The following is a 17,130-nucleotide window of genomic DNA, read 5'->3' on the forward strand; positions in this document are numbered from 1 at the left end:
ATCAGGTCCTTTCTGACAGAGCATGCACATCGCCGCGCTTTGCATCGCCCAGATAAAGGCCAAAGCTGCGGGTGCGGAATTCAAGGGCAAACCGCGCCATCATGTCGGCGATGGCGGGGGTGGTGTAAGTAAGGGTCGGAAGGTCGGCGACGGGAATGGCCTGAAGGGGCGCGTCCACTTGCACGTCGTCGCTGGTGCCAAGGAAATAGGCGAAGTGCTGGCCACGGCTGGCGTCGTCATAGACCGAGTACGCCGGTCCCAACCGCGCCGAAATCCCGCGTGTAGCCAGATCGTCCTGCAGCCCTTGCCGCAACTGCCCACGGTCCGAACGCTCGATCTGCGGCAGGCGGTATCCGTCGGGCGTCTGCTCCAGCAGCACCGCATCGCCGACCGAGATGATGGCCCCGCAAATCGCGCGGCCTTCTGTCTGTTCCAACGCGGCGCGTTCCAGCCCGAGGCTGAAATACTGCCCGCCCGCATAGCCAAGGCCGGGGCCCTCGGACTGGGCAAAATCCGTCACCTTTCCGATCAGGATCTGGTGGTCGCCTGCGGGCAGGGATTTCCACGTGGCGCAGGAAAACTGCGCAATCGCGCCGTCGATCAGGGGGATGCCATTGGCGTCGTCGCGATGGCTGACTTGGGCAAAGCGGTCGCCCTTGAAGCTGGCGAAGGTGTTGGACACGTCTTCCTGCCCCTCGGCCAGAATGTTCACGGCAAAATGCATGCTGCTTGCGAAAGCATCGAAGGATGACAGGAACTTGCCGGGGCAGACGAGCAGCAGGGGCGGGTCCATCGACACCGATGAAAACGAGTTCGCGGTGAAGCCGAAGGGCGCGCCATCGGGCGTACGCGTCGTGACCACGGTGACGCCGGTCATGAAACGGCCAAAGGCCTGGCGCAGGGCGCGGGGATCAAACTCGGTCATGGCCAAAGCTCCTTTGCGAAGTCCTGAAGGGCCGCGTTCACGTCAGCGGCATGGGTCATCGGCATCATGTGCGCGGCGCCCTCTACGATCAGCGCGCGACCTTTCGGGGCCAGTGCGGCCATGGCTTGTGACATGGCGGGGGTTGAGTTCGGCTCGTCCGCGCCGGTCATGAACAGGGCGGGGCAGTGCAGGGTGTTCAGGGCATCCGTGCCCGGCCCGTCCTGATGGGCGAAGATCGTGTAGGCGGCTTTGTAGCCCGCCGGGTTCACCTCGCTCAGCCACGTGTGGCAAGCGTCCCGCTCGGGCGAGGCGTCGGTGCCAAACCACCGCTCCAACGTGCCCGAGGGGTCCGCCATGCTGACCCCATCCAAACTGGCCGCGCGGGCCTGCACCGCGTCCGAGGCGTCAGGGCGGCGGCGGAAGATGGCGTTCAGGGCCACAACGCCTTGCACCTTTTCAGGATGCCGGATCGCCATGTCCAACGCGATCATCGCGCCCATAGAATGCCCGACCACCATCACCGGCCTGTCGATCCCGGCAGCGATGGCGTCGGTGTAATCGGACAGGCTCAGATCGCCCGCGGGCAGGGTACTGTCCCCATGTCCCGGCATGTCCACGGCCACCACGTGATAGTGCGGCGACAGCGCGTCCAGTTGCGCGCCCCATGCCTCGGCCCGCAGGCCGACGCCGTGGATGAACAGAATGGTCGCCCCCTGCCCAGCGGTGATCGCGGACAGGGTGGCGTGATCAGACCGCGGCCGGGTTGTCCAGGTCATGGCCCAGATCCTTCAGGTCCTGATAGCGGTCGCCGATGCGGTGATGGGGACGTCCGGTGGTGGCTGCCCCCAGCACCACGACGATCTCGTCCGCGCGCGGCGCATCTGGGATCGCGAACTGCAAGGTCAGGTAATGCGAGCGGCGCCCCGCGTCGTTCTTGTCCATCAACGGCACCATGATCGGCGCGTTCGCAGGCCCACGGGTGTTGGTGAACGCCAGATAGGATTTCGCGCCCACGGCCTCGCGATAGAAATTACCGAACCGCAGGGTGTGGATCAGTCCCGAGGCATGCTCGACCTCGCCATCCAGACCGACGACGGCGGCTTTGCCATAGGCCTCGATCGCGTCACCGCTTCCGGCCAACGCAATCATGCGTTCGGTCATCATCTCGCCCAGCACGGGACCAAAGGCGTGGATCTCGGGCTTCAGGTCTTCGACAAAGCGCCCGGCCCACGGGTTCTTGACCACGGCGGCCACGGCGAACATGCGCCACGGGGTGTCGGCGGGCTTGAACCCCTCGATCAGAACCTCTTCGTCATAGGTTACGATTTTGCGGATTTCGGGCGTCATTTGGGTCTCCTATTCGCTGGCCGACATCATCGGAACGCCCTGATATTTTGACAAATGATAGATTTGCTGGCTTAGGTATTAAAAAGACTAATGGCTGGTTTGACCCATGAAGAAATCGCTTCCCCCGCTGACATGGTTTCGCGCCTTTGAAGCCGCCGCCCGGCATCTTAGTTTCACCGCTGCGGGGGATGAGATTGGGCTGACCCAATCGGCGGTCAGCCAGCAGGTGAAAGCATTGGAATCGCGGCTGCGCGTGTCGCTGTTCACCCGCCATGCACGCGGGTTGTCCCTGACCGATGACGGGCGTAAATTGCTGCCGCAGGTGGGTGCCGCGCTGGGCACCCTTGCCGCCGCGACCGAGGTGTTCGACGCGGGCCCGACCCAGAACCTGTTGACCATCGCGACCTCGGTCAGCGTCGCGCAATGGATCATTGCCCCGCATCTGCAGAGCTTCACCCGAACGCATCCGAATGTCCGCGTGCGGTTCCTCAGCGCGATCTGGCCAGACGAATTCAACGCCTCGCGCGCGGATGTGGAAATCCGCTTTGGGTCCGCCAAACAGGTCGGCAAGAATGCCGAGTTACTGACGCCGGACGGGCTGGTTGCAATGAAATCTCCGACTCTTTCCGGTGCGCTGGAAGACTTGCCATTGATCGAGGCTGTCGGCACCTCGGGCGGGTGGAAAAGCTGGTCAGAGCAGATCGGCGGGCGATGTGAACCGACGCTGTTCGCGGACTCATTCGGCATGGCCCTGCACCTTGCGGCGGAAGGAAATGGCGTGGCGCTGGTCAGCGAGCTGTTGATCCAAAATGCGCTGCACACGGGCCAGTTGACCCGCGCCCACCCGGCCTCGATCCCCAGCAACGAAGGCTATTACCTGTCGGTCAATGACCAGAACCCCGCCGCGGTCGATTTCCGCGCGTGGCTGCTGGATGTGCTGTCGAACGCGGCGGATCAAGCCTAGGAATAGGACGGATGTATCGCGCCCCCGCGTGCCAGTATCCCAGCCAGCGCTAGACCCGACACCGCGTGCCAGATCCCCCAAAACGCCGCGACCACGGCCATCCCGCCCAGCCCGCTAAAGAACCCGAAGATCAGGATCAGCCCAAGGCCGGAGTTCTGGATGCCGGTTTCGATCATGATGGCGCGGCGATCAAAGGCGGACAGTCCGGCCAGCGTGGCGACAGCAAACCCGGCCCCCAGTGCAAGGGCATTGTGGGCGATGACAAGGGCGGCGACGGCCTCGGCATACTCCAAGAACAACGCCCAGTTCGCGGCCAGCGCCAGCACCACGAAGGCGATGAAAATCCCCATCGACAGATACTGAAGCGGTGTGCGCAGTCGGCGCGTAATGTCGGGCCGCTTGGCGTTCAGGATCACCCCAAGGCACAAGGGCAGCACCAGCATGACGCCCACGGTGATCGCCACCGACACCGGATCAATCGAGGTCTGCCGGAGGATCGCCCGCGTCGGTTCATAGAGGCTGCCCCAGAACGCGATGTTGATCGGCGTCAGCAGGATCGCAAAGATCGTCGCAAAGGCGGTCATCGACACGGAAAGCGCTGCGTTCCCGCCTGCCCGATGGGTGATGAAGTTCGAGATATTGCCCCCCGGACAGGCCGCCACCAGCATCAAGCCCAAGGCAATCGACGGGCGCGGGGTGGTCGCCAGAACCAGACAGAAAGTCAGTGCAGGCAGCACAAGGAATTGCGATGCCAACCCGGTCAGCAGGGGCTTTGGATCCCGTGCCAGCTTCTTGAAATCACTGGGTTTCAGGTCAATCGCGATCGAGAACATGACGATCGCAAGCACGGCGTTCAGGATCTGCAGGCTTGTGGGCGAGAAGTTCAGCATCACCTCGTCAATGCCAGCTTGTGCTGGTGTACTCATGCTGCGTCCCCCGTCCCTTATTTGCCGTCTCGGCCTGTAACCGATTGGCGACAGGTCAAGTTTTGAACACCCACCACCCTTTGGGCAAGCAATAAACGAATTGACCGCGGGGGCGGTGGGATTGCAGTCTTGGATTTCCACTTCCATGCGCCGAGCCGATTTTGCCCCGACAGAAGACTGAAAACCCAATGGACGAGCTGTTGCGCGCGCGCCTTCGGCTGACCGAGCGTGCGCATTTCCGGCTGAAGGGTTTGCGCCTTCTGATGGGGTCCGTCGATCTGTTCAGTCGCACCCTGACGGGGCAGGCCTTCTTTGCGCTGCGCGAAACGGAACAGGTGTTGCGAGACCTCGATGGCCGCACAGGCCCGGATCTGGTGAAGGCGCTTTTAGAGATGCAGGGTGGCACCCAGATCACCACACATGGGATTGAAAACATCCCCACCCAAGGCGCGGTGATCATTGGGGCCACGCATCCCGTTGGGACGTTCGATTTCATCTCGCACGCGGGTGCGTTGCTGGATCACCGGCCCGATCTGAAAGTCGTCGCCAACCGCGAGGCGCAGCGGTTTCTGGGCGCCGAGCGCATCGTTGCGGTGGACCTTGACCGGTCGGACAAGGTGCTGGGCGCGCGGCAGACCCGGGCCGACATGCAGGCGCATCTGGAAGAAGGTGGCGCTCTGCTGGTCTTCGGATCTGGACGCGTGGCGGATATGGCCAAGGGGCTGCTGGTCGAACCCCCGTGGCGCACCGGCATCACCCGTGTGTCTGCGGAAACGGGCGCCCCGATCGTGCCCGCATCTGCCGATCTTCGAAACTCGCGCCATTACTACCGCACCCGAAAGCTCGCCCGCATTCTAAGCGGCAACAACGAATATATCGGCCGCGAGGTCGCCTCGCTGCGCTATGTGTCAGAGCTGCTGGCGAAACTGGGTGGTAGCTATGAGGTCCGCTATGGCTCCGTCCAACCGCCTGGATCAACGCCGGAAGCGCTGCAAGCGCTGGCGGAAGAGTTGATTCCGGGACTGTATCGACCTGACTAAGGGCAGGATACAGGGCACAAAGTCAGTCTAGCCCAGCTCGAAACGATGGTTTTTTGATAATCGCATGGTGACCCCGGCAGGATTCGAACCTGCAACCTGCCCCTTAGGAGGGGGCTGCTCTATCCAGTTGAGCCACGGGGCCGTTTGCGCAGGAAATAGGCAAGCGGTTCGGGCTTGTCTAGCGGCGTTTCAGGGTCTCGCCGGCTTCGATCTTCGGGGAAAGCTCGATCCGTTCGCCCCCGCCGGTGTCACCGGCTTCGGTGCTGCGGTCCGCGATGATCTGGGCCGCGGCACGGCCGATTTCCTTGCGGCAGGCGTCCATCGTGGCCAGTTGGCGCGGCAGACCGTCCAGAAGCTCGACCCCGTTAAAGCCCGCAAGGCCGATCTGCCCCGGGACACTGATGCCCTTGTCCAGACAGTACAAAAGCCCGCCCGCGCCGATCATATCGTTGGAGTAATACATGAAATCCAGCTCGGGCGTGCGTTCCAGCATGACCTCGGTCATCTCGCGACCTTTGGCCAGCGCCGATCCGCCCTCGTAGAATTCGCGATCCGCGATCTCGATCCCTTCTTTGGCCAGCACCTCGGTGAAGCCTTCAAAGCGCTTACGGGCGCGGTGGTCCAGCGGCATCTTCGTGCCAAGGAAGCCGATGTTCTTGTAGCCCGCTTTCAGAATGGCCTTGGCCATCTTGCGGCCCGCGCGACGGTGGGAAATGCCCACGCAGGCGTCGATTGCTTCGCCGTCGGTGTCCATGATCTCGACCACGGGAATGCCAGCGGCCTTTAGCATCGCCTTGGCGGCGTCAGAATGCTCTAACCCTGCGATAATCACGCCTGAGGGACGCCACGACAGCATCTCGTACAGCACTTTTTCTTCGCGTTTGGGGTCGTAATTCGTGACGCCCACAACGGGTTGCAACGGGGTTTCGTCTAGGATCTCGTTGATGCCCATCATCACTTCGGGGAAGACCATGTTGGATAGGGACGGAATGATCACGGCCACAAGGTTCACCCGTTGCGAGGCAAGTGCACCGGCAATCTTGTTGGGCACGTATCCCAACTCTTTCGCGGCTTCCAATACGCGGTCGCGGGTTGCCTGGCTGACATCGCCCCGATTTCGCAACACCCTGCTGACCGTCATTTCGCTGACGCCCGAGGCTTCAGACACGTCACGAAGGGTCAATGGGCGGCGGTTCGGGGGGGTCTGTCTGTCTGTCACTTAGGCATCCTTGAACGTATGAGGGTTGCCGTATGTTAGCGATAGAAAGCCGCTTGGCAATGCCCCAATTTCAAAGGGATGTTAGACTAACGGTTCCGCTAACCGTTTAACCAGCGCGTCCTGCACGGGTGGGGTGCCCGCGACCATGCCGCGCAGCTGCGGATGCGGGTTGTTGAAGCGCGCCGATCCTTTGACCTGATCGGTCACTCTGCCGCCTGCTTCTTCGACGATCAGCGCCCCTGCAGCAACATCCCATTCCCACGTGGGCCGCAGTGTCATCATCGCGTCAAATCGACCCTCGCCCACCAGGGATAGGCGATAGGCCAGCGAGCTGCGGAACACGCGCTCGACCGGAGGAACGTCTCTATTCCGCCAGAAACTGGGGTTCAAGTTGGGCTTTGCCGCCAGAACGGTGGCGCCTTCGATCTGGGTCTTCGGGCTGACCGTCAGGGGGGTGTCATTCAGGGTCGCGCCTTGCCCGCGCGCGGCGGCATAAAGCTTGCCACGTTCCGGCAAATACACCACGGCGGCTTCGACGATACCGTTGCGCGCCACAGCCAGCGAATGCGCCCACGTGGTCGAGCCCTCGATGAAGCTGCGTGTGCCGTCGATGGGGTCGACGATGAACACCTGTTCGGCCTCAAGGCGGGCGGGTGTGTCTTCGGTCTCTTCCGACAGCCAGCCATAGCCGGGGCGGGCACCGGTCAATTCGTTGCGCAACATGCGATCCACGGCCAAATCCGCTTCGGTCACGGGGCCTTGGCCGCCGGGCTTGTCCCAGCGTTCGGCCGCGCCGTGGAAGAAACCGGACGCGATCTTGCCCGCCGCTTCCGCCGCGTCGATCAGAAGTTTCAGATCATCAGTCACCGGCAAGGGTCATCCCTTCAACCAGCAAGCTGGGGATCATGCGACTCAGATGCGGCTCCGCGTCGTTCGCCGGAATGATCCGCTTCAGCATGTCGCGCAGATTGCCCGCGATGGTGCATTCGTTGACGGGATAGGCAATTTCGCCGTTCTCGATCCAGAAGCCCGACGCGCCGCGCGAATAATCGCCCGTGTTCGGGTTGATCGTGGACCCGATCATCGAGGTCACCAACAGCCCGGTCCCCATCTGGGCGATTAGGTCATCTTTCGTCAAATTGCCCTGCGTTAGAGCCACATTCGAGATTGACGGCGAGGGCGGTGCAGACGTCCCGCGTGACGCGCTGGCGGTGCTTTGCATCCCCAGTTGGCGCGCCGTGGCGATGTCCATCGTCCAGCCGGTCAGCTGTCCGTTATCGACGATCTTGCGCAGTTGCGTGGGCAGACCTTCGCCGTCAAACGGGCGCGAGCCTGAGATACGTTTGCGGTGCGGATCCTCGATCAAGTCGATGCCGTTGGGCAACACCTGTTCGCCCAACGCATCCAGCAGCCAGGACGAGCCGCGCGCAATCATTGCGCCGTTCGATGCGCTCAGCAGATGTCCAATCAAAGACGCCGAGATGCGTTCGTCATAGAGCACCGGATAGGCGCCTGTGGGCGGCTTCTTCGCGCCCAGACGTTCCACGGTGCGGTTACCCGCCTTGGTGCCGATCTCTTCCGCGCTCGGCAGATCGGCCTGAAAGATGCGCATTTCGCCGGCATAGTCACGTTCCATCGTCGCGCCTTCGCCGGTGATCGCCACGGTCGAGATTGCGCGGTTGGTGCGGCCATAGCCCCCAGAAAACCCGTTCGAGCACGCCAGATGGAACTGATGCCGCCCATAACCTGCCGACGAACTGCTGACCTGAGATACGCCGTTGACGGCCAGCGCGGCGGCTTCGGCCTCCAGCGCATCGCGTTCCAGCGCGGCCGGGTCGGGCTCGGCGCTGGGGTCGGCCATTTCCAAGGCCTCCAAATCCCACTCGCTCGCCAGATCAGCCGGATCGGCCTGTGCAATATGGGGATCTTCGGGGGCTTCCTTAGCCATTGCCACGGCGCGTTCGGCCATCGCTTCAATGGTTGCCTCGGACACATCCGATGCCGATACACAGGCTTGACGCTGCCCCAGCATCACGCGCAGACCGATATCCACGCCCTCGGAGCGCTCCGCATGCTCTAGCTTGCCGTTCAGCACGTCAATCGACACCGACGTGCCATCCACCGCCAACGCATCCGCCGCGTCCGCTCCGGCCTTCCGGGCGGCGTCCAAAAGCTGTTGGGTCAGGCTATCAAGCGATGCGCGCATGGGGCGTCCTTTCAATTGCGTGCCTCTCAGGTAACCCCTGCACCCCGCGCTCGCAAGATGTGTCTCTGGCATCTGCGTGAATGCTGCGCTAGCATTAAAGGAAGGGAGGGCAGCATATGCATGATATGACAGGGAAAACCGTTGTGATCACGGGCGCAAGCCGCGGGATCGGAGAAGCCGCCGCGCACATCTTTGCGCAGGCAGGTGCCAACGTGGTGCTGACCGCCCGAAGCGCGGCCCAGATCCAAGCCATCGCGGAATCCATTGGCGAACGTGCCTTGGCCGTCACCTGTGATGTGTCGAATTGGAGCCAAGTGAAAGCCGCCATTGATATGGCCCACGGGCGCTTTGGCAGCGTGGATGTGCTGATCAACAATGCGGGCGTAATCGAACCCATCGGCCCGCTTGAAACCTCGGATCCCGAGGGGTGGAGCCACGTCATCGATGTGAACCTGAAAGGTGTCTATTACGGCGCAAGAGCGGCTTTGCCACACATGATCGAACAGGGCTGGGGGTCAATCCTGACAATCAGTTCCGGGGCTGCGCATCACCCTCTGGAAGGTTGGGCGCATTACTGTACCTCGAAGGCCGGGGTGAACATGTTCAACCGGGCGCTTCACCTGGAAACCGCTGGGAAGGGCATCCGCGCTATCGGTCTGTCGCCGGGCACCGTCGCGACGCAGATGCAGCGCGAGATCAAAGCCTCGGGCATCAACGCGGTGGCGCGACTGAACTGGGAAGAACACATCCCCGCCGAATGGCCTGCCCGCGCGCTGTTGTGGATGTGCACAGATGATGCAGACGAGTTTCTGGGCAAGGAAATCTCGCTACGCGACATGGATATTAGGAAAAGAGCGAACGTATTCGGATGATCGAACTCACGAAAGAAAATGGCGTCTGGGTGGTCACCATCAACCGCCCGGACAAGGCGAACTCGCTGACCAAAGCGATGTTGGAACGGCTTGCCCAGATCGCGCAGGACGCGGCGGGGGATGCGCGCGTGTTGGTGCTGACCGGCGCGGGCAAGGTGTTTTCCGCTGGCGCGGATCTGGACGAGGCGAAGGCTGGTTTGGCCACCGACGATGTGTGGGAGCGTCTGTCCGGCGCCATCGCCGCCGCACCTTGTCTGACCATCGCCGCCCTGAACGGCACGCTGGCAGGGGGCGCTTTTGGCATGGCCTTGGCCTGTGATCTGCGGATCTCTGTCCCCAGCTCTAAGTTTTTCTATCCGGTGATGAAACTGGGCTACTTGCCCCAGCCCTCTGACCCCGCACGCCTGTCTGCGCTGGTCGGTCCTGCGCGGGCCAAGATGATCCTGATGGCGGGTCAGAAAATCCAGACAGACGAGGCGCTGTCCTGGGGTCTGATCGACCGCGTGGTCGCGCCCGAGGGTTTGATGGACGCCGCGTTAGAGCTTGCCGACCACGCCCGATCGCAAAGCGCTGATCATGTGGCGGCGATGAAGCGGATGGTCCCCTGATATAGGCTCTATTTAAGCCTATCCCCGCCCTTTCCTACGCCGTGCCCCTTTGGTGACGGCGTAGAAATCCGGCGGGCGTTTGGCGACCCATCGGATGAACTTGGCAAGCCCCGGATGGGCGCGTAAGGCCTCAGGTGTATGATAGCTGCGCGCCAGTTCGGCCTCGCTCAGTTCAAGGTGAATCTGATTGTGGCAGATTTGGTGCAGCAGCACTGTCTCCCCGCCTTTCCCACCCTTCAGCTTCGGCACAAGATGATGCTGACTTTGCGCCACATCCGGCGGAATCACGCGCCCGCACAGCGCGCATTCCGGCAAGGAAGCCTTGCCCTTTGAGGTCAAACCGCTATCCATTTCCAAAGGTTTTATCAGTGATCGCGTGAAGGCAAGGAAAAGCAGATGGAAAATCGACCTCAGATCGTGGACACCGCGCTGGATTATCTGAACCAGGGGTGGGAGATCGCGGAAGGCTGGTTGCTGTCGCCCGCCGCGTGGTCTCAGTTCGGGCTCTTGGTCGTTGCCTATCTGGCCGCGCGCTATACCGATAAGAAGCTCGAACCTTTCCTGACTCGCATTCTGACGCCGAATGGTGACCGCAATCATCCGATTGCTAAGGTTCGCCTGTTCGCGTTGATCTTCCTGCCCCTGACCATGCCGCTTCTGGCTTGGGCGTTTACTGCGATGGGCGAGCAGGTCACGCGCTCGATCTTTGGCTCTGGCGCGGTGATCGCCTTCGGGAAACGCGTGTTCCTGTTCCTCGCCGTGCGCGCCTTCGCGCGTGAGATCATCAAGGATCCGTTCCTGAAACTGCTGGGCAAATACATCCTGATCCCAATGGCTGCGCTCTATACCGTCGGGCTGTTGGATCTGGTGACGACCAAGCTGGACGAAACCGTCGTTCCGCTGGGCAACATGAGCTTTTCGCTGCTGTTTGCCATTCGATTTGCGGTTCTGGGCGGCGTCATCTTCTGGCTAGGGCGCTGGTCCAACGACCAAACCGCACAAGCGATCAAGAAACAGGAAGAGATGCGCCCCGCCACCCGCGAGCTCGCCGTCAAAGCGGCCGAGATTGCGATCTTCGGCGCCGCCTTCCTGATCCTGATGAACATCATGGGGGTCAATCTGACCTCGCTCGCCGTGCTTGGGGGCGCGATTGGCGTCGGGCTGGGCTTCGGGCTGCAGCAAATTGCCTCGAACTTTATCTCGGGCATTATCCTTCTGTTGGAAGGGCAGGCGACCGTCGGGGATTACGTTGAATTGGACGGGGGCGAGTCCGGCACGATCGTCAAAATGACCGCCCGCGCCGCCATATTAGAGACGTTTGACGGCAAATGGATCGTGGTGCCGAACGAGCATTTCATCACCACCCGCGTGGTGAACTACTCGGATGCGGGCAGCGCCAATCGCTACGAGGCGCCGTTCTCGGTCAGCTATAAGGCCGACATTGAGGCCGTGCCGGACATCATCGAAAAAGCCGTGGCCGAACTGGATTTCGTTCTGTCCGATACTGAAGAACACATGCCCGATTGCGAGCTGCGCGCCTTTGGCGACAGCGGCGTCGATTTCGCGTTGGAGTTCTGGGTGAACGGCATCGACGATGGCCGCAACAAGTTCACGCCGCGCGTCATGATGCAGATCTGGAAAGCGCTCAAGGCGAACGACATCGAAATCCCCTATCCGCACCGCGTGGTCGAGATGCTGGGTGATGGGGCCAAATCCTCGTGAAAACTGCGCTGGTCATTGGGGCAGGTCCGGCAGGGCTGATGGCGGCGGAGGAGCTGGCGAAAGCTGGGCTGTCCGTTGTGGTGGCCGACGCCAAGCCTTCCCCCGCGCGCAAGTTCCTGATGGCCGGAAAGTCGGGTCTGAACCTGACAAAATCAGAGCCTATTTCAGCGTTTTTGTCCCATATTCATGGACCAGACAGCCTGCGAGATACTGTAGCCGGGTTCGGTCCAGACGCGGTTCAGGACTGGGCGCGTGAGCTGGGGCAAGAGGTCTTTACCGGGTCGTCGGGGCGTGTTTTTCCCAAGGTGATGAAGGCGTCACCCCTGCTGCGCAATTGGCTGGCGCGGTTGGATCAGGCCGGGGTGGAGCTGCGCCGGAACTGGCGTTGGGTCGGCATTGAAGGCGGCGCGATGCGCTTCGACGTGCCGGAAGGCCCGCAAACCATACGGTCAGACGTCACCGTCCTTGCACTGGGCGGGGCCAGCTGGGCGCGGTTGGGATCGGATGGAGAATGGGTCTCTATTCTTGCCCAAAACGGTGTTTCCTGCGCGCCGTTCCAGCCCGCCAATATGGGCTTCATCGTCGCGTGGAGCGACCATATGGCGCGCCACTTCGGCCAGCCTGTGAAATCCGTACGCGTCACTGCTGGGGATCTATCTGTGCTGGGCGAGTTCGTCATCTCGTCGCGGGGCATCGAGGGGTCCGCGATTTATGCCGTTAGCCGTGCGATGCGCGACGGGGCGCCTTTGACTTTGGACCTGCTCCCCGGGCGCAGCCTTCAGGACATCACCGCCCGTCTCTCCCGCCCACGCGGCAAGGCCAGCCTGTCCAACCACCTGCGCAAGACATTGAAACTGGACCCGGCAAAAACGTCTCTAATGCAGGAGTTTTCGCGGCCTTTGCCCTCTGATCCTGCTGAACTCGCTGCCCTGATCAAAGCCCTGCCGATCCCCCATCAAGGTCCGCGCCCGATGGACGAGGCGATCTCGACCGCAGGCGGTTTGCCGTTCGAGGCGCTGGATGACGGGCTGATGCTCAAAGCCCTGCCGGGTGTGTTTGCCTGCGGTGAAATGCTGGATTGGGAAGCCCCGACCGGCGGCTATCTGTTGACCACCTGTTTTGCTACGGGGCGTCATGCGGGACGTGCTGCGGCGGCATACACCACGCGCTAACGCCGTCCACCCATCATCGCCAAGCGGATCAGGGTTCGTTCCATCAGCGCCATCTGCGGGGCTTTTTGGGCCGATCGCAGGGTAAGGTCCGTGTCGATCAGTACTTCCAGCGCCTGTTCCAACCGCCGCAGACCCCATTTATTGGCTTGCCGCACCATCCGGTCACGGGATTTGAAATGCACGGGCGGGCGCAGGCGGTTGATGCCTTGTCCCGGTCCTGCCGGATCAGAGCTGGCCCCGTGAAGCGCGCGGAAATGGCGGGTGGCACCGATGCACAGGCCCACGGCGGCGACGCCTTGGGCCTGTAGATTGGCAAGAATAGGGCCTATTTCGCCTGCGCGCCCCTCGGCCACCGCGTGCAAGAGGTCGTCCAACGCCGCCTCGGTCGAGGCAGGCGCAACGGCCAGCACATCGTCAGGGCTGACGGGCGTGGGATCGGACAGTTTGTACAGCCCCAGCTTCTCGACCGTTTGCCGGAAGTCGCCGGGATCCAGATCGCGCGACAGGCCCATCAGGTCGTTCATCGCCTCGGGGCTGACCTGTGCGATGCCGGCGCGCTTCAGGTCGGCCTCGATCTCGTCGCGCGTGGGGGGATCGTCATAGATGCCCGCTGCATAGGCGTTCGGGTGGCCCTCGAACAGTTTGCGCAACGCGGATCGTGCGGTCAGCGATCCTGCCGTCACCACAACCTGCGCGTCGCCGTCCTGCCAGTCGGCAATGGCGGGGGTGATGATTTTCGCCAGCGTGTCGGTGGCGTCCTCGACAAAGGCCACACGCGGGCCGGGGAAGAAACCTTGCGATTTGATTGCGTCCGACAGCATCGCGGGGTCTTTGCGCAGCTCGGCGGCGGGAATGCGGGTTAGGCGCATTTCGTCTTCGCCATTGGGGCCGATCAGGTTGGCAATCAGCTCTTGCCGCTTCAGCGCCACACGCATCGCATCCGCCCCGAAAATCAGCACGCCCATCCGCTTGGGATCGGGCTTGGCGAAATAGCCGCTGGCGTCCCGGGGGGAAAGCTTCATTCGCCCCAGCCCGAGAACGTGGCCGAGAAGCGCGTGGTGATTTGATCGGCCAACAGAACCATCAGGCGGCGATTCGCGTCGCGTTCGACCGCTGCGGTCGATACGGTGGAGCCTTCGGTCGAGTAGGACGTGAAGTTGGACACGGTGCCTTTTTCGACCACATCGCCCGTAGCAACCGAGGTCACGCTAAACTCAACCGCGCCCAATACCTGTGTGCGGGTGATTTCCTGTGCGGGCGTCACACCAACGCCTTCTGAGCGTGTGGTGATCGTATAGTCCAAACGATACGGGGCCGAGAGGTTGCGCCCCAACCGCTCTTCCATCCGCTTCACGAACTCGTAGCTGTTCGAATCGCTGGGTTCGGCGATGGTTACCGCCCCGCGCAACCCGTCAGCAGATCCGCCCGGCGCATAGACCGGCGTAAAGCCGCAGCCGGACAAAAGCGCGGCAGCGGCGGTGATTTTCAGGAAATGGCGGCGATTAGACCACGACATTCACAATACGTCCCGGAACAACGATCACTTTCTTCGGGGCCTTTCCGTCCAGCGCCCTGACGACAGCATCCTCGGCCAGCGCGAGTTTTTCAACCTCGGCTTTGTCCATGTCCTTGGGCACGCTGATTTCCGCACGGCGTTTGCCGTTGATCTGGATCGGCAGGGTGACGGTATCCTCGACCAACATGGCTTCGTCCGCGACGGGCCATGCGGCCTGCGCCACCAGACCTTCGCCACCCAGCATCGACCAGACCTCTTCCGAGAGGTGCGGGGTCATGGGCGACATCAGCTGTGCCATGGTGCGCATGGCCTGCTTCTGCGCCTTGCCGCCTGCTTTCGATTTCGAAATGGCGTTCTGGAAGGCGTAGAGCTTGGCGATGGCGGCGTTGAAGCCGAAGCTTTCGATGCCCATCGTCACATCGTGGATGGCCTTGTGCATCGCGCGCAGCAGCTCTTCATCATTACCGTCCGCGTCGTCCATATCCGTGATCTTTACGGCGGTGGCATAAACACGGGCCAAGTGCTTGGCGGCAGCTTCTGCACCGGATGCCGTCCATTCCACGTCCCGCTCGGGGGGCGAATCGCTGAGCACGAACCAACGAGCGGTGTCGGCGCCGAAGGCTTCGATGATGTTTACCGGGTCGACCACGTTGTTTTTTGACTTCGACATCTTGGCCGAGGGGATCACTTTGACCTTTTCGCCGGTTTCCGAGACGACCATCTCGCCATCACGTTCCTCGACTTCTTCGGGGTAATGATAGATCGCGCGACCGTTTTCATCTGTACGCTCGTCGTTCTTGTAGATCGCGTGGGTCACCATGCCCTGCGTGAACAGCGCGTTGAACGGCTCGCGCGCCGTGTCGGGCAGGTGGCCGCAGATGTTCATCGCGCGGGCGAAGAAGCGCGAGTACAGCAGGTGCAGGATCGCGTGCTCGATCCCGCCGATATACTGGTCAACATTCATCCAATAGGAGGCTTCTTCCAGATCGGTCGGCGTCGCCGCGTTCGGAGAGGTAAAGCGCGCGTAGTACCAGGACGAATCGACGAAGGTGTCCATCGTGTCGGTTTCACGCGTGGCGGGCTTGCCACAGGACGGGCAAGCGCAGTCGCGCCACGTCGGGTGACGGTCCAGCGGGTTGCCGGGGGTGTCGAACGACACATCCTCGGGCAGTTTAACCGGCAGGTTCTCTTTCTTCTCGGCCACCACGCCGCAATCGTCGCAGTGGACGACTGGAATCGGGCAGCCCCAGTAACGCTGGCGGCTCAGGCCCCAGTCGCGCAGGCGGAACTTCTCGACACCCGTGCCCCAGCCGGCGGCTTCGGCGAATTTTACCGTGGCGTCAATGGCTTCCTCGCCCGTGGCCTCGTCCAGACCGGCGAAGTGGTCGACCCATTTCACCTTTTCGGTTTTCGGCGGCACGAAGGCCTCGTTTTCAACGGGCTTCGGATCGTCCAGAGACAGGAACGTGTCCACGACCGGCAGATCGTACTTGCGGCAGAAGTCCAAGTCGCGCTGGTCATGGGCCGGACAGGCGAAAATCGCGCCGGTGCCGTAGTCCATCAGGATGAAGTTGGCGATCCAGACCGGCAGCTCCCAATTCGGGTTCAGCGGGTGTTTCACGCGGATGCCGGTGTCATAGCCCAGCTTCTCGGCGGTTTCGATGGCTTCTTCGGTGGTGCCACCTTTGCGCATTTCGGCCAGTTTGGCGGCGACTTCGGGGTTGTCCGCTTCCAGCGCCTTCGAGATCGGGTGGTCGGGCGAGATGCCGACAAAGCTGGCACCGTTCAGCGTGTCAGGGCGGGTCGTATAGACCTCGATCGGTTCGCCACCATCTGTGCGTTCAAACGAGAATTGCAGACCCTGCGAACGGCCAATCCAGTTGGCCTGCATGGTGCGCACTTTCTCGGGCCAGTTGTCCAAACCGTCCAGCGCGTCCAGAAGTTCGCCCGAGTAATCCGAGATCTTGAAGAACCATTGCGTCAGGTCGCGACGTTCCACAGGCGCACCCGAGCGCCAGCCGCAGCCGTCAATCACCTGCTCGTTGGCCAGAACCGTCATGTCGACCGGATCCCAGTTCACCGTGGCGTTCTTGCGGTAAACCAGTCCTTTTTCCATGAAGTCGATGAACATTGCCTGCTGCTGGCCGTAATATTCCGGGTCACAGGTGGCAAATTCGCGGCTCCAATCAATCGACAGACCCAGCGGACGCATCTGACCTTTCATGGTCTTGATGTTGTCATAGGTCCATGTGCCGGGGTGGCCGCCCTGCGCCATCGCCGCGTTTTCGGCGGGCATCCCGAAGGCGTCCCAGCCCATCGGGTGCAGGACCGAGAACCCGCAGGACGATTTATAGCGCGAGATCACGTCGCCCATCGTGTAGTTGCGCACGTGACCCATATGGATGCGGCCCGACGGATAGGGGAACATCTCGAGCACATAATATTTCGGCTTCGTTTCATCGCGCTTGGCGGTGAAGATTCCGGCCTCGTCCCAGGCTTTTTGCCATTTCGGTTCGATATCTGCGGCAGTGTATCGCGACATTCGTCAGGTCCTTGATGTGAAAACGCCGGGCTATGGGCCCGGCGCATGTCTTATAAGTCTGGTCGTTCCGG

Annotated in this window: 17 protein-coding genes and 1 tRNA gene; 6 read left to right on the top strand and 12 right to left on the bottom strand. The window is 62.0% G+C overall.

The genetic code is table 11. The features are described 5' to 3' along the window. Position 1: 1 nt before the first annotated feature. The 3 genes from EOL43_RS03210 to EOL43_RS03220 are packed head-to-tail and all read right to left on the bottom strand — an operon-like array spanning position 2 to position 2,272. The gene (locus tag EOL43_RS03210; protein WP_133485439.1) at positions 2-925 is read right to left on the bottom strand and encodes a flavin reductase family protein; all 924 of its coding nucleotides are present in this window, start codon (positions 923-925) and stop codon (positions 2-4) included. Next, the gene (locus EOL43_RS03215) at positions 922-1,701 is read right to left on the bottom strand and encodes an alpha/beta fold hydrolase (protein WP_133485441.1); all 780 of its coding nucleotides are present in this window, start codon (positions 1,699-1,701) and stop codon (positions 922-924) included. The genes EOL43_RS03210 and EOL43_RS03215 overlap by 4 nt, the downstream gene beginning before the upstream one ends. Beyond that, positions 1,673-2,272 carry an amino acid synthesis family protein gene (locus EOL43_RS03220; protein ID WP_133485443.1) on the bottom strand — a complete coding sequence of 200 codons (600 nt, stop codon included), beginning with the start codon at positions 2,270-2,272 and terminating at the stop codon, positions 1,673-1,675. Before EOL43_RS03220 ends, EOL43_RS03215 begins: the two co-directional genes overlap by 29 nt. A gap of 106 nt (positions 2,273-2,378) precedes the next feature. Here EOL43_RS03220 and EOL43_RS03225 point away from each other — a divergent pair, with 106 nt between their 5' ends. Further along, on the top strand, positions 2,379-3,236 hold the full coding sequence (locus tag EOL43_RS03225; RefSeq protein ID WP_133485446.1) for a LysR family transcriptional regulator: 858 nt from the start codon (positions 2,379-2,381) through the stop codon (positions 3,234-3,236). Here the strand turns inward: EOL43_RS03225 and EOL43_RS03230 are convergent. Further along, a complete protein-coding gene (locus EOL43_RS03230) occupies positions 3,233-4,162 on the bottom strand; it encodes a bile acid:sodium symporter family protein (RefSeq protein WP_133485448.1) in 930 nt (309 codons plus the stop codon). The genes EOL43_RS03225 and EOL43_RS03230 overlap by 4 nt on opposite strands. Before the next feature lie 188 nt (positions 4,163-4,350). Between EOL43_RS03230 and EOL43_RS03235 the strand changes: the two genes are divergently transcribed. Beyond that, positions 4,351-5,202 carry a 1-acyl-sn-glycerol-3-phosphate acyltransferase gene (locus EOL43_RS03235; RefSeq protein WP_133485450.1) on the top strand — a complete coding sequence of 284 codons (852 nt, stop codon included), beginning with the start codon at positions 4,351-4,353 and terminating at the stop codon, positions 5,200-5,202. Between the two features lie 65 nt (positions 5,203-5,267). On the opposite strand, the gene EOL43_RS03240 is transcribed toward EOL43_RS03235, so the two are convergent. The 4 genes from EOL43_RS03240 to EOL43_RS03255 all read right to left on the bottom strand — a co-directional run bounded on the left by EOL43_RS03240 (position 5,268) and on the right by EOL43_RS03255 (position 8,627). After that, positions 5,268-5,344: transfer RNA gene (locus EOL43_RS03240), tRNA-Arg, on the bottom strand. 36 nt (positions 5,345-5,380) lie between these two features. Further along, positions 5,381-6,421: a LacI family DNA-binding transcriptional regulator gene (locus tag EOL43_RS03245; protein WP_240686438.1), complete on the bottom strand. Its 1,041-nt coding sequence runs from the start codon at positions 6,419-6,421 to the stop codon at positions 5,381-5,383. A gap of 81 nt (positions 6,422-6,502) precedes the next feature. Further along, positions 6,503-7,294 (bottom strand): inositol monophosphatase family protein, encoded by a 792-nt coding sequence (locus tag EOL43_RS03250; RefSeq protein ID WP_133485452.1) that lies wholly within the window; start codon positions 7,292-7,294, stop codon positions 6,503-6,505. Beyond that, positions 7,281-8,627 (bottom strand): TldD/PmbA family protein, encoded by a 1,347-nt coding sequence (locus EOL43_RS03255; protein WP_133485454.1) that lies wholly within the window; start codon positions 8,625-8,627, stop codon positions 7,281-7,283. The genes EOL43_RS03250 and EOL43_RS03255 overlap by 14 nt, the downstream gene beginning before the upstream one ends. A 116-nt stretch (positions 8,628-8,743) precedes the next feature. Here EOL43_RS03255 and EOL43_RS03260 point away from each other — a divergent pair, with 116 nt between their 5' ends. Both EOL43_RS03260 and EOL43_RS03265 read left to right on the top strand, forming a co-directional pair. Then, positions 8,744-9,499: an SDR family oxidoreductase gene (locus EOL43_RS03260; protein WP_133485456.1), complete on the top strand. Its 756-nt coding sequence runs from the start codon at positions 8,744-8,746 to the stop codon at positions 9,497-9,499. After that, positions 9,496-10,107 carry an enoyl-CoA hydratase/isomerase family protein gene (locus EOL43_RS03265; RefSeq protein WP_133485458.1) on the top strand — a complete coding sequence of 204 codons (612 nt, stop codon included), beginning with the start codon at positions 9,496-9,498 and terminating at the stop codon, positions 10,105-10,107. The genes EOL43_RS03260 and EOL43_RS03265 overlap by 4 nt, the downstream gene beginning before the upstream one ends. Before the next feature lie 18 nt (positions 10,108-10,125). Here EOL43_RS03265 and EOL43_RS03270 read toward each other — a convergent pair whose 3' ends face one another. Further along, complete coding sequence (locus EOL43_RS03270; protein ID WP_133485460.1) at positions 10,126-10,458, bottom strand: HNH endonuclease family protein; 333 nt, start codon at positions 10,456-10,458, stop codon at positions 10,126-10,128. 45 nt (positions 10,459-10,503) lie between these two features. Here EOL43_RS03270 and EOL43_RS03275 point away from each other — a divergent pair, with 45 nt between their 5' ends. After that, complete coding sequence (locus EOL43_RS03275) at positions 10,504-11,829, top strand: mechanosensitive ion channel family protein (RefSeq protein WP_133485462.1); 1,326 nt, start codon at positions 10,504-10,506, stop codon at positions 11,827-11,829. After that, entirely contained in the window at positions 11,826-13,001 is a 1,176-nt protein-coding gene (locus tag EOL43_RS03280) for a TIGR03862 family flavoprotein (RefSeq protein WP_133485464.1), read from the top strand. Before EOL43_RS03275 ends, EOL43_RS03280 begins: the two co-directional genes overlap by 4 nt. On the opposite strand, the gene holA is transcribed toward EOL43_RS03280, so the two are convergent. The 3 genes from holA to leuS are packed head-to-tail and all read right to left on the bottom strand — an operon-like array spanning position 12,998 to position 17,059. Then, entirely contained in the window at positions 12,998-14,023 is a 1,026-nt protein-coding gene (holA, locus tag EOL43_RS03285) for a DNA polymerase III subunit delta (protein ID WP_133485466.1), read from the bottom strand. The two genes, EOL43_RS03280 and holA, sit on opposite strands and share 4 nt — an antisense overlap. After that, entirely contained in the window at positions 14,020-14,517 is a 498-nt protein-coding gene (lptE, locus tag EOL43_RS03290) for an LPS assembly lipoprotein LptE (RefSeq protein WP_133485468.1), read from the bottom strand. The genes holA and lptE overlap by 4 nt, the downstream gene beginning before the upstream one ends. Continuing rightward, the gene (gene leuS, locus EOL43_RS03295) at positions 14,504-17,059 is read right to left on the bottom strand and encodes a leucine--tRNA ligase (RefSeq protein WP_133485470.1); all 2,556 of its coding nucleotides are present in this window, start codon (positions 17,057-17,059) and stop codon (positions 14,504-14,506) included. Before leuS ends, lptE begins: the two co-directional genes overlap by 14 nt. Positions 17,060-17,130 lie beyond the last annotated feature (71 nt).

The organism is Aliiroseovarius marinus (genome assembly GCF_004360145.1).
Lineage (GTDB): Bacteria > Pseudomonadota > Alphaproteobacteria > Rhodobacterales > Rhodobacteraceae > Aliiroseovarius > Aliiroseovarius marinus.

Bases quoted from the DNA above. Each gene is read 5' to 3' on its own strand.
- EOL43_RS03225 (WP_133485446.1), top strand. From the start codon at position 2,379: ATGAAGAAATCGCTTCCCCCGCTGACATGGTTTCGCGCCTTTGAAGCC.
- EOL43_RS03265 (WP_133485458.1), top strand. From the start codon at position 9,496: ATGATCGAACTCACGAAAGAAAATGGCGTCTGGGTGGTCACCATCAAC.
- EOL43_RS03255 (WP_133485454.1), bottom strand. From the start codon at position 8,627: ATGCGCGCATCGCTTGATAGCCTGACCCAACAGCTTTTGGACGCCGCC.
- EOL43_RS03220 (WP_133485443.1), bottom strand. From the start codon at position 2,272: ATGACGCCCGAAATCCGCAAAATCGTAACCTATGACGAAGAGGTTCTG.
- EOL43_RS03270 (WP_133485460.1), bottom strand. From the start codon at position 10,458: ATGGATAGCGGTTTGACCTCAAAGGGCAAGGCTTCCTTGCCGGAATGC.
- leuS (WP_133485470.1), bottom strand. From the start codon at position 17,059: ATGTCGCGATACACTGCCGCAGATATCGAACCGAAATGGCAAAAAGCC.
- lptE (WP_133485468.1), bottom strand. From the start codon at position 14,517: ATGTCGTGGTCTAATCGCCGCCATTTCCTGAAAATCACCGCCGCTGCC.
- EOL43_RS03230 (WP_133485448.1), bottom strand. From the start codon at position 4,162: ATGAGTACACCAGCACAAGCTGGCATTGACGAGGTGATGCTGAACTTC.
- EOL43_RS03260 (WP_133485456.1), top strand. From the start codon at position 8,744: ATGCATGATATGACAGGGAAAACCGTTGTGATCACGGGCGCAAGCCGC.
- EOL43_RS03210 (WP_133485439.1), bottom strand. From the start codon at position 925: ATGACCGAGTTTGATCCCCGCGCCCTGCGCCAGGCCTTTGGCCGTTTC.
- EOL43_RS03275 (WP_133485462.1), top strand. From the start codon at position 10,504: ATGGAAAATCGACCTCAGATCGTGGACACCGCGCTGGATTATCTGAAC.
- holA (WP_133485466.1), bottom strand. From the start codon at position 14,023: ATGAAGCTTTCCCCCCGGGACGCCAGCGGCTATTTCGCCAAGCCCGAT.
- EOL43_RS03235 (WP_133485450.1), top strand. From the start codon at position 4,351: ATGGACGAGCTGTTGCGCGCGCGCCTTCGGCTGACCGAGCGTGCGCAT.
- EOL43_RS03215 (WP_133485441.1), bottom strand. From the start codon at position 1,701: ATGACCTGGACAACCCGGCCGCGGTCTGATCACGCCACCCTGTCCGCG.